The sequence below is a fragment of the Devosia psychrophila genome (assembly GCF_000971275.1).
GTDB classification, from domain to species: domain Bacteria; phylum Pseudomonadota; class Alphaproteobacteria; order Rhizobiales; family Devosiaceae; genus Devosia; species Devosia psychrophila.
The window spans coordinates 74,474-89,108 of record NZ_LAPV01000086.1 but is presented as its reverse complement, the minus strand read 5'-3'; the positions used below and the strand labels follow the sequence as shown (position 1 = coordinate 89,108).

Genomic DNA, 14,635 nt, shown 5'->3' with positions numbered 1-14,635 from the left:
TCAGTTCCCCTCGGGCAGCAGATGCCAATAGCCAGCGAAGCGCTGCTGCAGGGCGGCCGGCTTTTCAGCCGCCAGTTGCCTGCCCAGCACAAAGGCCGATTGGGCCAGTTCATGCTGTTTTGCCGTGATCGCCACAAAGATAGCCTCGATGTCATCCAAACCGCTCTGCTCCAGCGTCTCTTGCAGCACCGCCAGATTGTGATGGTCCCCCAATTCGTCGCCCAACCGATCCACTAGCTTGCCGCGCGGCTGCAGCAGATCCGGAGCCGTCTCGCTTAGCAGCGACACATGGTGACCATGATACTTGGCCTGCTTGCGCCACTCATGCAGCGCCTCGGCCGTCTCAAGCTTTTCCGCCTGTGCCGCCCGTTTGCAAAACTGCCGAAAGGTCTGCTCCAGCCCATCCCCGATCACCTCGAAGCCGCGGCCCGTGAACTCCCAACGCTCGACCCGTGAGGCGATTTCGCTGAACATGCTGGCAAACTGCTTCAACGTCGTCGCCTGATCGCTGTCCTGCGTCAGCTGATCCACCCGGGCCACTAGCAACTGCCGCGCCGCGATGGCTTGCACCGCAGCTGCATGGCCCGACTTGTCGGCGACCAGCGCATCAAGGGTCTCAACCATTACACGCGCGTCTCTCACGCCGCCAAGCCAATTGGCAGCGTCCCGAACGGCGGCATTCTCATCCGCAAAGCTCTTGAAATGCGGCTCCACCATACACAGCGTGCCGCGCAGCTTTTTGCAGCGCCGCCGCAACTGATGGACCGTTGCGTCGAAATCCTGCGGGGGCTCGGCCGTAGCAGCAATGGCCTTTTCCACCTGCTCAGCAGCGATCGATCGCACTTGTCGCAGCACGTGGTTCTTTGTCTTGAACGCGAAACTCATCGCTACACCCGAATGTCACCTTGCGGGGACCCTAAGGCCCCCGAACGTCACAATCCAGACCAGGACTGCATTCGCGTCCCCGCTGCCAGCACTAACGAAAGGGCCGCCCAAATGGACGGCCCTTCTAGAATCAGTGTCTGGCTTACTTCTTCAGCCCATCGCGAGTGGCATCTTTTGCCTCGCCGAACTTCTGCTGGACCTTGCCGGTCGCCTTGTCGAGCTTGCCTTCAGCCTGCAGCCTGTCGTTGCCGGTCAGGCCGCCTGCAGCGTCTTTTACGGCGCCCTTGATCTGCTTGCCAAAGCCGTCAACTTCATCTTTGTGCATGATAGCCTCCTGTAGAGTTTGTACTGTTTACACAACGGTCAAAGCTCGCCGCCGTTCCGTTAAATCACTGACATTCCGGTGTTTCCATTTTCTGGCCACAGGTCGCCGAGCTATTGGTCAAACCGCTCGCCGTCTGGTAAATGGCGCCCATGCTTGGTCCCATGCCCACTCTCGTAAATTATTTTCCCCCGCTCGATCCATATCTCAACGTGCTGCATGTCGATGACGACATCCTCGTGGTGGACAAGCAGAGCGGCTTGCTGAGCGTGCCGGGTAAGGATCCATCGCTGTGGGACTGCGTGGAGCACCGCGCCCGCCAGAATTGGCCCACCGCCGGCATGTGCCATCGCCTCGACAAGGACACCTCGGGCGTTCTGGTGCTGGCGCTGAACAAACGCGCGCATGGCCGCATCGGCAGCCAGTTCGAGCACCGCAAGACCACCAAATCTTATATCGCCCGCGTCGCCGGCATCATCGATGCCGATACGGGACTGGTCGATCTGCCGCTGGCCACCGATTGGGAAAACAAGCCGCGCCAGCGCGTCGATTATGAAAATGGTCGCCCCTCGCAGACCGAATGGACCGTGCTGGAACGCGAGGCCAATGCCACTCGCGTTCGCCTGCACCCCCTCACCGGCCGCACTCATCAGCTCAGGGTTCACATGATGTCTATCGGCCATGTGATTCTGGGCGATGCGTTTTATGCTGATCCCGAAGCCTTCGCCGCCGACGATCGCCTGCAATTGCATGCGGCTGAGCTGGGCTTGACCCACCCCACGACCGACGAATTCATGACCTTCGTGGCGCCAACGCCGTTCTAGGAAGCGTCGCCCAGATAGCCAACTTCGATGCGCTGGAACAGATGTCCCGGCTTCATCGTGTCGAGCCATTTGCGAAAATCGGCTACGTCTTTGAACCCGGCACGCTGCGCGTCGGCCTCGGTCACGTCAGCGGGGTCCATGTCGGTGATCGCCCCGATCGACAGCAGGCCGGCCTTGGTCTTGAGCGTGCCACCAGCCTTGACGCTGGGCCGGCTCCAGCGACGGAACACCAGGTCGACCTGGCCCGCCTTGATCTGCTCCAGCAGTGCCAGCTTAAGCAGCATCAGTCCAATACCGCCTGCGCCGTGATCTCGATCCGCAGGCCCTTGGCGAGCAGTTCCTTGACCACTACGGTAGCTCGCACGGGATAGGGCTGCTGGGTGATGAATTCGCGATAGACCAGGTTCATCCCCGGCGCGTCGGCGCTATCGACGAGGAATATCTGCACCATCACCAGGTTTGCCAGCGTGCCGCCGGCAGCCCTGACCGAAATCTCGATATTCTGCATGCAGCGCCGCGCCTGCGCCTCGATGCCACCCGCGACGATTTCGCCAGTTATCGGGTCTTCGGCAATCGCCACCAGCCACACATGCTGGCCAGCACGGATGGCGTCATTGATAGGCGCCGACGATGGCGCAATTCCGGTCTCGATACGTTCGATCATCACATCACTTCAAGTTTGGTGCGGGCGACGGGGGTCGAACCCGTACGCCTAGCGGCGAGGGCTTTTAAGGCCCTTGTGTCTACCAGTTTCACCACGCCCGCGCTGCATGGGCGATTAGCATGCCGCCAGACTTGTGCCAACGCTGTTAGGCAAACACCGGACAGCAGAAAACGCCGCCCGGCCCGGAGGCGTCGCGGATACACGAGTGACGGGCGGCCATTGGACCTAACGAAATAACTAAGGTGGCCCAAAGGCCGCCCGTCACGATCCGCTTTTGTGCAGGCTCCGGTTCATAGGCACCATTATTGCAGATGCGCATGCCGAGTTTCCAACCCACTGGACAGGCGCCCCCGTCCCACGGTCTCCCCGCCCGGCCCTGCGTCGGGACCGCGTGTCTGGCGCGAATGGGGCAGAGTATGCAGGAGATTATTGGGGCGGGGATAAGTTTTTGAGGGGCCGCCCATTCCCTGAAAGCTTCGGATTGGAAATTTGCACCGCAGGATGCAAACCACCATCTTGCGACCGCTCTCGATCCGATCCCATGCCAGTCATTACGCTTCGATTTGCAGAATCGTGAAAGCAGCCATCCGCTTACGTGTCCTTGCCCAGCGAAGATCAGAACCACTTGACAACGGTTCGATAGATCGATCATAATCGATATATGGAATCAACTCAAGCCGTCGATGTTTTTGCTGCCCTGTCTCAAAGCACTCGTCTAGATACGTTTCGTCTCCTGATGGAGCAGGAGCCAGATGGCCTTGCGGCTGGCGAGATCGCCCGGCGCCTTGAGGTACCGCAAAACACCATGTCTACGCATCTCGCCATCCTTACCCGCGCCGGACTCATAGAGTCCGAACGTCACAGCCGGTCCATCGTCTATCGGGCGGTGGTCAATCGCGTGCGGGAGATCACAAGTTTCCTGGTCCAGGATTGCTGTGGTGGCCGGCCGGAACTGTGCGAACCCCTGGTCGCTAAATTCACCCCGTGTTGCGGTTCGAAGGAACCGAACCATGTCTGACCGCGTATATGACGTCCTCTTCCTGTGCACAGGCAATTCGGCGCGCTCAATTCTGGGCGAGGCCATCCTCAACCATGTTGGCCAAGGCCGCTTCCATGCTTATTCGGCGGGGTCCACACCGAAGGGTACGGTCCATCCGATGACACTGGAAACGCTGGCAAAAGTCGGCATTCCTGTCGATGGCCTACGCTCCAAGGCCTGGGACGAGTTCGCAGTATCTGGGGCACCGAAGATGGATTTCATTTTCACTGTCTGTGACAACGCTGCCGGCGAGACGTGCCCGATCTGGCCGGGCCGACCGATGATGGCGCATTGGGGCATCGCCGATCCGGCAGCGGCCTTCGGGCCTGAGTTTAAACAGCGCGCCGCCTTCGAAGATGCGCTCCGCTTCCTCCGCAACCGTATTGGCGTCTTCATAAACCTACCGCTGGCGAGCATTGACCGCATGGCGTTGAACTCGAAGCTCGAGGGCATCGGCGCGATGGACGGAAGCACCACCAAGTCGTCGAACGTAGCCTGATGATCGACCTGCCGCGCCGACTGGTCGCCGAGGCTATCGGCACCGCTGTTCTGGTGGCGACGGTCGTCGGCTCGGGCATCATGGCCGACGCGCTGACGACGGACATGGCGTTGGCGCTGCTGGCGAACACGATCGCCACCGGTGCCATCCTAGTGGTTCTCATAAGCACACTTGGGCCGGTCTCCGGAGCGCACTTCAATCCCGTGGTATCCCTGGTCTTCGTACTTCGTCGCGAGCTCCCGGCACGGGATGCAGCACTCTATGTGCTGGTGCAGGTCATCGGCGGCATCGCCGGCGTCGTCGTCGCCCATGCCATGTTCGAACTGCCGCTTTTGCAGGCGTCGGCCCATATTCGCACCGGCGGCGCGCAGTGGTTGTCCGAAAGCATCGCCGCGTTCGGCCTAATCGCCATCATTCTGGCCGGAATTCGCTTCGAGCGGAAAGCGGTGCCCATGCTGGTCGGCCTCTATATCACCGCGGCTTACTGGTTCACCGCATCCACCTCTTTCGCCAACCCGGCAGTGGCGATCGCCCGTTCCTTCACCGACAGCTTTTCCGGCATCCGTCCGGTCGACCTGCCGGGATTTGTCCTCGCCCAGGTCGCGGGTGCATTGATCGCGCTAGCACTGATGTCCTGGCTGCTGCGAGTGCCGACCGGCAGCCACCTCCCAATCAATCCGGAAGACCGAACATGACCGTCACCATCTACCATAACCCCGACTGTGGCACCTCGCGGAACACGCTGGCGATGATCCGGCAATCCGGCGTCGAGCCGGTCGTCATAGAATACTTGAAGACGCCACCCAGTCGAGACCGCATCGTCGAGCTGGTATCGACTGCCGGCATGTCGTTGCGGGATTCGATCAGGCAGAAGGATACGCCCTATGCCGAACTCGGTCTGGATGACATGTCCCTGACCGACGATGCGTTGCTCGATGCCATCGAAGCGCACCCGATCCTGCTGAACAGGCCGTTCGTGGAGACGTCGGTCGGCACCCGCCTGTGTCGCCCGTCCGAGGCAGTGCTCGACATTCTTGAAAACCCCGATATCGGACCCTTCACCAAGGAAGACGGCGAGGTCATTGTTGACGCCGAGGGGAAGCGGGTTGTCTGATTTGCCTAACGTCGTGCCGTCAGCGCTTGAGATCCCCGATTTTTCGAAGCTGAACGCTCCGGACCTGCAACACAAGCCGCGCATCCTGATGCTATACGGCTCGCTACGGGAGCGCTCCTATAGCCGGCTGCTGACCTTCGAGGCGCAGCGTCTCCTCGAGGCGTTCGGCGCGGAGGTGCGCGTCTTCCACGCCAACGGCCTACCGCTGCCGAACGATGCGCCCGACAGTCACCCGAAAGTGCAGGAACTGCGCGAGGCAATGCTGTGGTCCGAGGGCCAGGTCTGGACCAGCCCGGAACGACACGGTGCCATGTCGGCGGTGTTGAAGTCCCAGATCGACTGGATACCGCTGCCGGGCGGTGCCATCCGTCCGACGCAGGGTCGCACGCTTGCTGTCATGCAGGTGTCCGGGGGATCGCAGTCGTTCAACGCCGTGAACCAGATGCGTATCTTGGGGCGCTGGATGCGGATGGTCACGATCCCGAACCAGTCGTCAGTCGCCAAGGCTTTTCAGGAGTTCGACGAGGCCGGCGGCATGAGACCGTCATCCTATTACGATAGAGTGGTCGACGTCATGGAAGAGCTGGTGAAGTTCACGCTGATCAACCGTGGCGTGTCCGGCTACCTGACTTCCCGCTACAGCGAACGCAAGGAAGCCGCGGCCAAACTCGAGGAGCGGGTCGGCCTGAAGTCGATCTAGGTTACAATGGCCGATACCCACTCCAATGCCGGTGCCATCTGGGCATTGGGCATGACCCAGATCATCGGTTACGGCACCCTCTACTACAGTTTCAGCATCCTTGCGCCGGGCATAGCCATCGACTTGGGCGTTGCGGTGGAATGGATCTATGGATGCATCTCGCTGGCGCTGCTGGCGGGCGGCCTGATATCGCCATGGGCCGGCGGCCTGGCCGATCGGCTGGGTGCGGGCCGAGTCATGTCGGCCGGCTCGATCGGGGCGGCGGCGGCGCTGGCGGTGTGTGGATTGGCCAGCAGCACGACAGCTTTCCTGGCGGGCATGGTCTTGGTCGAACTGGCATCGGCCTTCGTGCTCTACTCGACGGCTTTCGCCTTCCTGGCCCAGACGACCGGTACCCGGGCGCAGCCCAGCATAACCTACCTGACCCTGATCGCCGGGTTCGCCTCAACGATCTTCTGGCCGCTGACGACATGGCTATTGCAGACGATGGACTGGCAACAGGTATACTTGCTGTTCGCGGGTCTGAATCTCGTTGTCTGCCTTCCGCTCCACCTCTGGCTATCCCGCTTCGCCCGGATCGTAGCCGCCCGTCCGATCGAAACCGTAGCGGCTAAGACTCCGATGATTGTCGACAACGGCGACCTTGTCTTTATCCTGATTGTGCTCGGGTTTTCGCTCGCCGGGTTCGTTTCGGCAGCGACACTGTTCCACATGGTACCCATGCTCGGAGTTCTCGGGCTTGGGACCGTCGGCGTCTGGGTGGCGTCGCTGCTCGGGCCGGCCCAAGTGGCCAGTCGCCTGATCAACATGGGCTTTGGCCAGGATCTCCCGGCGACGGTGCTGGCGGTGGTGTCGGCCATCACCATGCCGCTGGCGCTTGGCACCCTGGCACTGTCAGCGCCCTCGACCGCCGGTGCCATATTGTTCGCCATAATCTTCGGCTTGGGAAGCGGGCTGTTCAGCATCGTGTCCGGCACGCTGCCGTTGGCAATCTTTGGCAAGGCCGGCTTCGGAAAGCGGATGGGCTGGATTGGCATGGGTCGGCTCGGTCTATCTTCACTGGCACCGTTTGCCCTGTCGGTTGCACTGGGTGCAATCGGTCCAAAGCCATCATTGTGGATCCTGGCGGTTGCGGGCTTGATGTGCGTCGCTGTGTTCGGCGATGTCTGGCGTCGATGCCGGCCTATCGGTCAGAAGGTCGCAGCGGTAAACCAACCAACAGACGCAGTACACCGCCAAGGGTGAATGTCCGCTATCCGAGCTTCAAATCCGAAAACGGACAGACCGCTTCCCACCCCACCCCGTTCCGGAAGTACCGCATTCGGACATCCGGACGGAAGGGCAAACGCACTGGCAATGCAGCGCTGATTTGAGACGGTTGGCGGAGCCGTCTCAGTCCGTCCCACCACTGATCGGCGCGACATAAGCCACATCCAGATCCCATGGAAAAAATATCCAGGTGTCCTGGCTGACTTCGGTGATGAAGGTGTCGACGAGGTCGCGGCCCTTGGGCTTGGCGTAAACCGTGGCAAAATGTGCGCCGGGGAGCATTTCCCGGACGACGCGGGCTGTAGAGCCGGTGTCGACCAGATCGTCGACGATCAGGATTTTCTTGCCGGTCTTGGCGAGGTCCAACACCTGCTGGCTAATCGGCTTCAGCACCTGGATGCCGCTCTGGTTTTGATGGTCGTAGCTTTTGACGGCCACGGTCTCGACGGTGCGGATATTGAGCTCGCGCGCCACGATGGCGGCGGGCACGAGACCACCGCGGGCGATGGCAACCACGGCGTCGAAGGTGCCCATGCCGGCCAGGCGCCAGGCCAGGGCGCGGCTATCGCGATGGAACTGGTCCCAGGTGACGGGGAAGGACTTCTGGTTGGGATCAGTCAATTCATCTCTCCTGCGCCGAAGCTGCCGTTCGGTAAGGGACCGTGCTTATCAAACCCCGGCCGCCGCGCCAATCGCCCAGCGCGATTTTGCCCAGCAAGTGCTGCCAAACTCAGTAGACTTCGTCGGGCGGCGTTACGCCGGCCCGCTGATGCGCCTCGGCTACCATGGCGCGGACCTTGCCTGCCGCCTCTTCGAGCCGCACCGGATCGGACGAGCGCAGCACCAGCTCGGTCATCACCTTGTCATTGCCCATCTGCGGGTAGCTGCCCATCTTGACGTCGGGATACAGCTCTTGCAGCGCTCCGAGCGGGCCCCCGACAGTCCCCTCGCCCACCGCCGCCTTGACGGTGACCGAAAGGACCTTCTTGCCGGTCCTGAGCGTCGGCAGGATTGCCTCGAGCATGGCACGCATGATGATCGGCACGCCGGCCATCACATGGACATTGCCGATGCGAAAACCGGGGGCGGCACTGACGGAGTTGACGATCAGCGACGCGCCTTCGGGTATCCGCGCCATGCGCAGCCGTGCCTCGTTGACCTCGGTGCCGGTCTGCTTCCAGCGCGTTTCCAGCATGGCCCGGGCTTCGTCATTGATCGGTAGCGCCACGCCGAAGGCCTTGGCCACCGCGTCGGCCGTGATGTCGTCATGCGTCGGGCCGATGCCGCCGGTGGTGAAAACATAGGTATAACGGCCGCGCAGGGCGTTGATTGCCTCGACGATTTCGTCGGTCTCGTCGCTCACCACGCGCACTTGCTTGAGGTCGATCCCAAGATCGGTGCAAAATTCGGCGGTGGCGCCAATGTTGACGTCCTTGGTGCGGCCGGAGAGAATTTCGTCGCCGATGACCAGAAGAGCGGCCGTGATACTGTCTGCGGACATGAGTGTTTTCCGTGGCTTGCTGTGCATCAGCAATGCCCCCAGGCGATATCGGCGTCAAGCAAGCGTGCTGCTCTTCACATCACGCCTGCGAGGGACTAATTTGCAGGCAACTTGGAGTCCTGTATGATCACCTACGTCGAAGCCCCAGCCAAAGCCCACCGCAGGTCTGGCGTCATTCCGTTGCACGGCAGCGAAGGCTTCGAGGGCATGCGCAAGGCCGGCGCGCTGACCGCGCAGGCACTAGACATCCTCACCGAATTCGTCGAGCCCGGCGTGCCGACGGCCAAGCTCGACCAGATCGCCTATGAATTCGGCATGGACAATGGTGGCGTCCCGGCGACGATTTTCTACAAGGGCTATCGGCATTCGCTCTGCACCTCGATCAACCACGTGGTCTGCCACGGCATTCCCGATGAGCGGCCGCTGCGCGATGGCGACATCGTCAATATCGACCTGACCTTTGTAGTCGACGGCTGGCATGGCGACAGCAGCCGCATGTATCCGGTTGGCGAAATTTCCCGCAAGGCGGAGCGGCTGATCGAGGTGACTTATGCCAGCATCGAAGCAGGCATCGCGGCGGCAAAGCCCGGCAATACCACCGGCGACATCGGCGCCGCCATCCAGGCCATTGCCGAGGGCGAGCGGATGAGCGTGGTGCGCGATTTCGTCGGCCATGGCGTGGGCCAGCTGTTCCATGATGAGCCCAATATCCTGCATTTCGGCCGCGCCGGCAGCGGTGTGCCGCTCAAGCCCGGCATGATTTTCACCATCGAGCCGATGATCAACCTGGGCCGCGCCGATGTGAAAATCCTGTCCGACGGCTGGACCGCGGTCACCCGCGACCGCACGTTGTCGTCGCAATGCGAGCACTCGATCGGCATTACCGAGACCGGATGCGAAATTTTCACGCTGTCGCCGGGCGGCTTGTTCAATCCCATGGCAGCGCGGACCGCCTGATGAACGACCGCCCCGATGAACTCGCCGAGGCGCCCTTTCTCTCCAGCATCGCCGAACCCGACGATCATGCCGGCCACCGCAAGCGGGTGCGCGAACGCTTCCTGAAGGTGGGCGGCGATGCGCTGGAGGACTATGAGCTGCTCGAGCTCGCATTGCAGCTGGTGATCCCGCGCCGCGACACCAAGGCACTGGCGAAAACCCTGATGCGCGAATTTGGCTCATTCTCGGGCGTATTCAACGCCAGCCAAGCCCGGCTGGTCAAAATCAAAGGGCTGAGCGACACCACGATTGCCCATCTCAAGGTGATCCAGGCCGTGGCGGCCCGCTTCGGTCGCGACCGGATCGACAGTGAACAGCCGATCCTGGCTTCGTGGACCCAGCTCATCGATTATTGCCGCAGCCAGATGGCGTTCGAGAGCATCGAGCAGTTCCGCATTCTGTTTCTCGACAAGAAAAACCGCCTGATTGCCGATGAGGTGCAGCAGACCGGCACGGTGGACCACACTCCGGTCTACCCGCGCGAGGTGATCAAGCGCACGCTGGAGCTATCCGCCACCGCATTGATCCTTGTTCACAACCATCCGTCGGGCGATCCGGCCCCGTCGTCGGCAGACGTGCGAATGACCAAGGAAATATCGGACATAGCCAAGCCGCTGGGCATCACCCTGCACGATCACATCATCATCGGAAAGTCGGGCCACGCCTCGCTGCGCGGCCTCAAGCTACTTTGAGGAATCGGCCGGCTTGTCGGTCTCGGGCCGGCGCGCACCGCTGATCTTATCAAGGCTTTGCCGCGCATTTCGGGTCCAAGACTTCAGCTGTGGATTGGCCTTGATGGCAGCACGAGCGCGCTGGAAGGCTTGGTGTGACCGCACGATCAGCGCGCCGAGCGGCGTCAGGCCAAGATAGTGCTGGCGCAACGGCGTCTGCACATTGCACCAGTGCCGCTTCTCGTCGGTAAAGCCGCTGCCCATGTCAAACACGCGGGTACCCTCGTCGAACACTGTCTGCATGACGCGAAGCAGGCATTGCTTGCCGGGAGAGCCGTTCTGGATGGCAGGGTCATCGCTCATCGAGGAGATCAGGCAGAACATCCGGTCATTGTGGACGATATTATAGCGCACCGCGACGATATCGCCATTGAGCCGCAGCACATGCAGCCGCACATCAACGCCGGAGCCGGGCTTGGCCGCATCGTGGTAGAAACCGATCAGCCGGTCCTGCACGAAGGTATCGCGGATACCCATCGCCTTGAACCGCGCCGAGCGCTGCTTGAACATGGTCTCGATGGCGCAATCGGTATCGTCGCCATTGCGCAGGTCGGCGAATGTGACCTCGCCCATGGCCTCCAGCCGATCGCTCTGCTGCCGGTCATGCTTGCGCCGGGACTTGCTGCGCTGCAGCGTGTCGCATTCCTGCCAGCTCGAATATTGCGAGCGGTACAGCGTCTCAACGGAAAGTGGCGCGCCCAGTTCGTCGAACAGGCCCGCATGCGCGCCGACCTCGATCGGAATGGACCGCAGATAAATCGCATTGGCGCCGCTGAGCTTGCGGGTCATCGCGGCCCACAGCGCCTTACGTCCATCGGGGCCAAGCGCGGCCAGCCGTTCGTTGTCCGCAACCGGCGCATAACAGCCCGCATTCGCGCCGGGGAACCAGGTAAAAATCCGCAGCCCATAAACGCGCTTGCGCTGCAGCGGCAGCAGGGCAACCGGCTGGCCATCGACCAGACCCACGACATAGCGCTGGTCAGCCCCGGCAATTTTGCGATTGGCGACCCAAAGCCGGATAAAATCGTAGCTCTGCCCCGGGGACTCGATGGATTGTGGCGTCAACTGCCGCCAGATCGCCTCGACTTCTTCGATCCGGCTGGCGACCAGCACGTCGACTTGGCCATGCAGCATCAGCGGCGCCCCTGTCGCAGTGTCGCCGGCGCCGGATGCCTCGAAGGCAATTTCGGCTGACTGAAGAAGAATGCTCCCACTCATGGGCGGCAGAGTGACCGCACTAAGTAAATCAGAGTTGAAGTTCCCCCCTGCAAATCGGTGAATTCCGGGAAATTGGGTGCAGAGTTAAGCGGGCATTACTCTCAGCCGAAATTCGCCAATACGGGGAAAGTCTCCAGAAACCAGTAGGATAGCCGGGTGAAGTTACCTGTGAGAAAAAGCACGCCAGTCACCACCAACAACACCCCCATGACGCGCTCGACCGTGTGCAGGTGTCTTTTGAAGCCCTGGAAGAAGGCGAGGAACGGGCCGATGGCTATGCCGGCCAGGAAAAATGGTACGCCAAGGCCAAGCGAATAAATGCCGAGCAGGCCCGCGCCTTCCCATGCCGTGTCTCGACTGGCCGCCACCGAAAGCACCGCCGCCAGGACCGGCCCGATGCAGGGCGTCCAGCCGATGGCAAACGCCAGGCCAAGCAGGAAGCCGCCGAGCGGCCCGCTGGCCGCGCCCGGTCCCTGATGGCGCATCTGCCGGTCGAGCAGTCCGATGCGATAGACGCCGATGAAATGCAGGCCCATGGCGATGATCATGATGCCGGCAATCGGGGTCAGTATCGGCAGCGCTTGCCGAAACACCTGGCCAAACGCCGTCGCCGTCGCGCCCAGCGTGATGAAGACCACGGAAAAGCCGGCGATGAAGAACAGCGAGGTCAGCGCGACCCGGCGTTGCAGCGCTGCGGCGCCTTTGTCATCGGCGCGCAACTGGTCAAAACTCGCCCCGCTCATATAGGTGAGATACGGCGGCACCAGCGGCAACACGCAGGGACTGAGGAAGCTCAGCACGCCTGCGCCAAACACCAATGGCAGAGAGAATTCCACGAGGCTGACGCTCCTTGTTGCCGGTGTTCTAGCGTCTCGCGGCGGCAAAGCAATGCGCCCCATGTCGCATCGCCGGTTTGTGAACCGGGCCAGGCCGCAACTTGGCAGCAGGCCAAAGAGACGCAGCTGCCCATCCGAAATACTAATCGCTGAAATACTTACACAAAGAAAATTCTCCAATAAATCATGCGATAATAGTTCAACATCAGATATAGTATAAATACTTATACTGACGTGTCGCAGCATGTGTTGCCAAAATACTCTATTTATTACAGAATCATGGCGTAGATTGGAACTCAGGATTCGAGGACCATCTTGTGACACTAAAAACCGCTATATTTGCCGTCGCAATTTGCCTGTTCTGCCAGCTTACCCCTGCGTCTGCACAGGAGGCGGCCGCGCCGGCTTATGACCCCAAGCCCTTTTTGGACTCGATGGTCGCCCTTCGGACTACTGCAGAAACCTGTGACCCGTTTCTCGCTGGCGGTCCCAACGCCCGCACCGAGGCAGTCACAGCTTTCTTCACCACCCTCAAGCAGACACTGCCAGGACTCGCAGATGTCGAGACGCAAAAGAGCCTGAACATCTTTGTGAGCTCGCAGGCTGCCTTGCTGTGTCGCGACAAGCTGGACGCGGCCGTCGCCGGTTATCGCAGCCAGGCTGCAACCTACGCCGAAAGCAAGCCCGGGGACTGGCCAGACCCCCCCGCCGTCAGCAGCGCCCCGTGGTGCAGCACCGAAAATTGCCTCGAGTTTTAGGCCCGCATTCGACCGAACATTGACCGAGGAGATCGGTGTGACCCACAAGAAATTTCTGCTCGCTGCATTGCTGATTGCCCAGTGCTCTCCTGCGCTGGCCAACGGCTTGGGCGAAAGCCGTTCCTACCAATTCCGCACAGACAGCCCGCGCCAGGTCTTCCTGACCATCGAGCGCACCCGGCTCGAACTTTTGGACCTGCTCGGCAACGGCACCAGTGGCGGCGGCGGTGGCACCGCCACCGGACAGACCGGCAATACGACTTCGGTCAATGTCAGCGGCTCCAACAATGTCATTTCGATCACCCAGACCAATACCGGCGCGCAGAGCCAGGCACGCGACTGCCGCGGCGGCAGTTTCAGCGTTACGGGGGGCATGTTCGGATGTTGAAAACTCTTGGCATGGGCATCGCGTTCCTTGCGCTGACCGGTTGCACCGCCCTCACCCCAATGACCCGGCCGAAGCCCGAATTTCACGGCCCGGTGCCGATCGCCAATTCGACCCCGCATGACGAGGCACTGGTCTGCCTGAGCAAGACCCCGGAAGTGCGCAACTCCGGTATCATGCTGGCTGTTCACACCATTTCCGACCAGACCAACAAGTTCAACGCCGAGGAAGGCAGCTTCGTCCCGCGCGACGCGGCAGCCATGCTGATTACAGCACTGCAAAAGGCGGGCATGAAACAGGTCAACCGGACCAATACAATGGTCACCGAATGGGAGATAGCGCGGGCCAAGGAACAATTGCTGGGAGACGGCGCACCCGCCACGGTCGGCAATCAAAGCGTTGAATTCCGCCCCATTACCAAGGGCAGCATTCGTGGCTCTGATTATGTCATTGACGGCGCCCTTACCCAGCTCGACTTCAATACCTATTCCGGCGGCGCCGAAGCGACCGTCGGCGGCATTGGTGGTGGCGCGCGCGCTTTTGCCTTGACCGCTGCGGCCGATATCCGTGTCACCAACACGAGGACGACGCGCATCGTGCGTGCTGGATCCTATGCCAAGCAGGCGATTGGCACTGAAGTTTTCGCCTCGGTGTTCAGGTTTTTCTCCAACGAGATGTTCGACATCAAGATTGGCGACAAATCGCAGGAAGGGCTGCATGCCGGCATACGCTGGCTGATGGCCGAAGCCGCCTATGACATCGTCGGCTCACTGGTGAACCACAACGGCGCCTGCGACAAATACCTGCCCCAGGCGACCCAGGATATCCGCGCCGAAACTACCGCAGAAGTCGCCGTCATCAAGCCTTGAGTCAAAGCAAAGCGGCAGCCCATGA

General features: G+C 61.3%; 20 protein-coding genes and 1 tRNA gene. 12 read left to right on the top strand and 9 right to left on the bottom strand.

All coding sequences use genetic code 11. The features are described from left to right. Complete coding sequence (locus WH91_RS07910) at positions 1-885, bottom strand: CHAD domain-containing protein (protein ID WP_046170446.1); 885 nt, start codon at positions 883-885, stop codon at positions 1-3. A gap of 142 nt (positions 886-1,027) precedes the next feature. Then, the gene (locus WH91_RS07905) at positions 1,028-1,210 is read right to left on the bottom strand and encodes a CsbD family protein (RefSeq protein WP_046170445.1); all 183 of its coding nucleotides are present in this window, start codon (positions 1,208-1,210) and stop codon (positions 1,028-1,030) included. Positions 1,211-1,371: 161 nt separating this feature from the next. On the opposite strand from WH91_RS07905, the gene WH91_RS07900 reads away from it, so the two are divergent. Next, the gene (locus WH91_RS07900; RefSeq protein ID WP_199533506.1) at positions 1,372-2,031 is read left to right on the top strand and encodes an RluA family pseudouridine synthase; all 660 of its coding nucleotides are present in this window, start codon (positions 1,372-1,374) and stop codon (positions 2,029-2,031) included. On the opposite strand, the gene WH91_RS07895 is transcribed toward WH91_RS07900, so the two are convergent. The 3 genes from WH91_RS07895 to WH91_RS07885 all read right to left on the bottom strand — a co-directional run bounded on the left by WH91_RS07895 (position 2,028) and on the right by WH91_RS07885 (position 2,796). Then, complete coding sequence (locus tag WH91_RS07895; protein ID WP_052952672.1) at positions 2,028-2,315, bottom strand: ASCH domain-containing protein; 288 nt, start codon at positions 2,313-2,315, stop codon at positions 2,028-2,030. The two genes, WH91_RS07900 and WH91_RS07895, sit on opposite strands and share 4 nt — an antisense overlap. Next, positions 2,315-2,695, bottom strand: coding sequence for a RidA family protein (locus WH91_RS07890; protein WP_046170444.1), 381 nt, complete (start codon positions 2,693-2,695; stop codon positions 2,315-2,317). The genes WH91_RS07895 and WH91_RS07890 overlap by 1 nt, the downstream gene beginning before the upstream one ends. A 16-nt stretch (positions 2,696-2,711) precedes the next feature. Continuing rightward, positions 2,712-2,796, bottom strand: a tRNA-Leu gene (locus WH91_RS07885). Between the two features lie 560 nt (positions 2,797-3,356). Between WH91_RS07885 and WH91_RS23315 the strand changes: the two genes are divergently transcribed. From WH91_RS23315 to arsK, 6 genes are read left to right on the top strand one after another with little or no spacing between them, the layout of a single operon-like run. Further along, complete coding sequence (locus WH91_RS23315) at positions 3,357-3,713, top strand: ArsR/SmtB family transcription factor (protein ID WP_074797443.1); 357 nt, start codon at positions 3,357-3,359, stop codon at positions 3,711-3,713. After that, positions 3,706-4,233: an arsenate reductase ArsC gene (locus WH91_RS07875; protein WP_046170442.1), complete on the top strand. Its 528-nt coding sequence runs from the start codon at positions 3,706-3,708 to the stop codon at positions 4,231-4,233. Before WH91_RS23315 ends, WH91_RS07875 begins: the two co-directional genes overlap by 8 nt. Beyond that, a complete protein-coding gene (locus WH91_RS07870) occupies positions 4,233-4,928 on the top strand; it encodes an aquaporin (protein ID WP_046170441.1) in 696 nt (231 codons plus the stop codon). The genes WH91_RS07875 and WH91_RS07870 overlap by 1 nt, the downstream gene beginning before the upstream one ends. Then, positions 4,925-5,347 (top strand): arsenate reductase (glutaredoxin), encoded by a 423-nt coding sequence (gene arsC / locus WH91_RS07865; protein WP_046170440.1) that lies wholly within the window; start codon positions 4,925-4,927, stop codon positions 5,345-5,347. Before WH91_RS07870 ends, arsC begins: the two co-directional genes overlap by 4 nt. Next, complete coding sequence (gene arsH, locus WH91_RS07860) at positions 5,340-6,047, top strand: arsenical resistance protein ArsH (protein WP_046170439.1); 708 nt, start codon at positions 5,340-5,342, stop codon at positions 6,045-6,047. The genes arsC and arsH overlap by 8 nt, the downstream gene beginning before the upstream one ends. A gap of 6 nt (positions 6,048-6,053) precedes the next feature. Further along, positions 6,054-7,292: an arsenite efflux MFS transporter ArsK gene (gene arsK, locus WH91_RS07855; protein ID WP_046170438.1), complete on the top strand. Its 1,239-nt coding sequence runs from the start codon at positions 6,054-6,056 to the stop codon at positions 7,290-7,292. A 147-nt stretch (positions 7,293-7,439) separates the two neighbouring features. On the opposite strand, the gene gpt is transcribed toward arsK, so the two are convergent. Then, positions 7,440-7,937, bottom strand: coding sequence for a xanthine phosphoribosyltransferase (gene gpt / locus WH91_RS07850; protein WP_046170437.1), 498 nt, complete (start codon positions 7,935-7,937; stop codon positions 7,440-7,442). Positions 7,938-8,046: 109 nt separating this feature from the next. Next, positions 8,047-8,817 carry a competence/damage-inducible protein A gene (locus WH91_RS07845; RefSeq protein ID WP_046170436.1) on the bottom strand — a complete coding sequence of 257 codons (771 nt, stop codon included), beginning with the start codon at positions 8,815-8,817 and terminating at the stop codon, positions 8,047-8,049. Positions 8,818-8,940: 123 nt separating this feature from the next. On the opposite strand from WH91_RS07845, the gene map reads away from it, so the two are divergent. Both map and radC read left to right on the top strand, forming a co-directional pair. After that, positions 8,941-9,774 carry a type I methionyl aminopeptidase gene (map, locus tag WH91_RS07840; protein ID WP_046170435.1) on the top strand — a complete coding sequence of 278 codons (834 nt, stop codon included), beginning with the start codon at positions 8,941-8,943 and terminating at the stop codon, positions 9,772-9,774. Further along, positions 9,774-10,505 (top strand): RadC family protein, encoded by a 732-nt coding sequence (gene radC / locus WH91_RS07835; RefSeq protein WP_082102058.1) that lies wholly within the window; start codon positions 9,774-9,776, stop codon positions 10,503-10,505. The genes map and radC overlap by 1 nt, the downstream gene beginning before the upstream one ends. Here radC and WH91_RS07830 read toward each other — a convergent pair. Next, entirely contained in the window at positions 10,497-11,762 is a 1,266-nt protein-coding gene (locus tag WH91_RS07830; RefSeq protein WP_046170434.1) for a GNAT family N-acetyltransferase, read from the bottom strand. The genes radC and WH91_RS07830 overlap by 9 nt on opposite strands. A gap of 101 nt (positions 11,763-11,863) precedes the next feature. Beyond that, a complete protein-coding gene (locus tag WH91_RS07825; protein ID WP_046170433.1) occupies positions 11,864-12,598 on the bottom strand; it encodes a cytochrome c biogenesis CcdA family protein in 735 nt (244 codons plus the stop codon). 317 nt (positions 12,599-12,915) lie between these two features. Between WH91_RS07825 and WH91_RS07820 the strand changes: the two genes are divergently transcribed. The 3 genes from WH91_RS07820 to WH91_RS07810 are packed head-to-tail and all read left to right on the top strand — an operon-like array spanning position 12,916 to position 14,610. Then, positions 12,916-13,356: a hypothetical protein gene (locus tag WH91_RS07820; RefSeq protein WP_143078096.1), complete on the top strand. Its 441-nt coding sequence runs from the start codon at positions 12,916-12,918 to the stop codon at positions 13,354-13,356. Positions 13,357-13,393: 37 nt separating this feature from the next. Further along, positions 13,394-13,744, top strand: coding sequence for a hypothetical protein (locus WH91_RS07815; RefSeq protein WP_046170431.1), 351 nt, complete (start codon positions 13,394-13,396; stop codon positions 13,742-13,744). 11 nt (positions 13,745-13,755) lie between these two features. Next, on the top strand, positions 13,756-14,610 hold the full coding sequence (locus WH91_RS07810; protein ID WP_046170430.1) for a CsgG/HfaB family protein: 855 nt from the start codon (positions 13,756-13,758) through the stop codon (positions 14,608-14,610). Positions 14,611-14,635 lie beyond the last annotated feature (25 nt).

Coding starts and splice junctions, on each gene's coding strand:
- radC (WP_082102058.1), top strand. CDS start 9,774: ATGAACGACCGCCCCGATGAACTCGCCGAGGCGCCCTTTCTCTCCAGC.
- WH91_RS07905 (WP_046170445.1), bottom strand. CDS start 1,210: ATGCACAAAGATGAAGTTGACGGCTTTGGCAAGCAGATCAAGGGCGCC.
- WH91_RS07900 (WP_199533506.1), top strand. CDS start 1,372: ATGCCCACTCTCGTAAATTATTTTCCCCCGCTCGATCCATATCTCAAC.
- arsC (WP_046170440.1), top strand. CDS start 4,925: ATGACCGTCACCATCTACCATAACCCCGACTGTGGCACCTCGCGGAAC.
- WH91_RS23315 (WP_074797443.1), top strand. CDS start 3,357: ATGGAATCAACTCAAGCCGTCGATGTTTTTGCTGCCCTGTCTCAAAGC.
- WH91_RS07845 (WP_046170436.1), bottom strand. CDS start 8,817: ATGTCCGCAGACAGTATCACGGCCGCTCTTCTGGTCATCGGCGACGAA.
- WH91_RS07870 (WP_046170441.1), top strand. CDS start 4,233: ATGATCGACCTGCCGCGCCGACTGGTCGCCGAGGCTATCGGCACCGCT.
- WH91_RS07875 (WP_046170442.1), top strand. CDS start 3,706: ATGTCTGACCGCGTATATGACGTCCTCTTCCTGTGCACAGGCAATTCG.
- map (WP_046170435.1), top strand. CDS start 8,941: ATGATCACCTACGTCGAAGCCCCAGCCAAAGCCCACCGCAGGTCTGGC.
- arsK (WP_046170438.1), top strand. CDS start 6,054: ATGGCCGATACCCACTCCAATGCCGGTGCCATCTGGGCATTGGGCATG.
- WH91_RS07810 (WP_046170430.1), top strand. CDS start 13,756: ATGGGCATCGCGTTCCTTGCGCTGACCGGTTGCACCGCCCTCACCCCA.
- WH91_RS07890 (WP_046170444.1), bottom strand. CDS start 2,695: ATGATCGAACGTATCGAGACCGGAATTGCGCCATCGTCGGCGCCTATC.
- WH91_RS07910 (WP_046170446.1), bottom strand. CDS start 885: ATGAGTTTCGCGTTCAAGACAAAGAACCACGTGCTGCGACAAGTGCGA.
- WH91_RS07895 (WP_052952672.1), bottom strand. CDS start 2,315: ATGCTGCTTAAGCTGGCACTGCTGGAGCAGATCAAGGCGGGCCAGGTC.
- WH91_RS07830 (WP_046170434.1), bottom strand. CDS start 11,762: ATGAGTGGGAGCATTCTTCTTCAGTCAGCCGAAATTGCCTTCGAGGCA.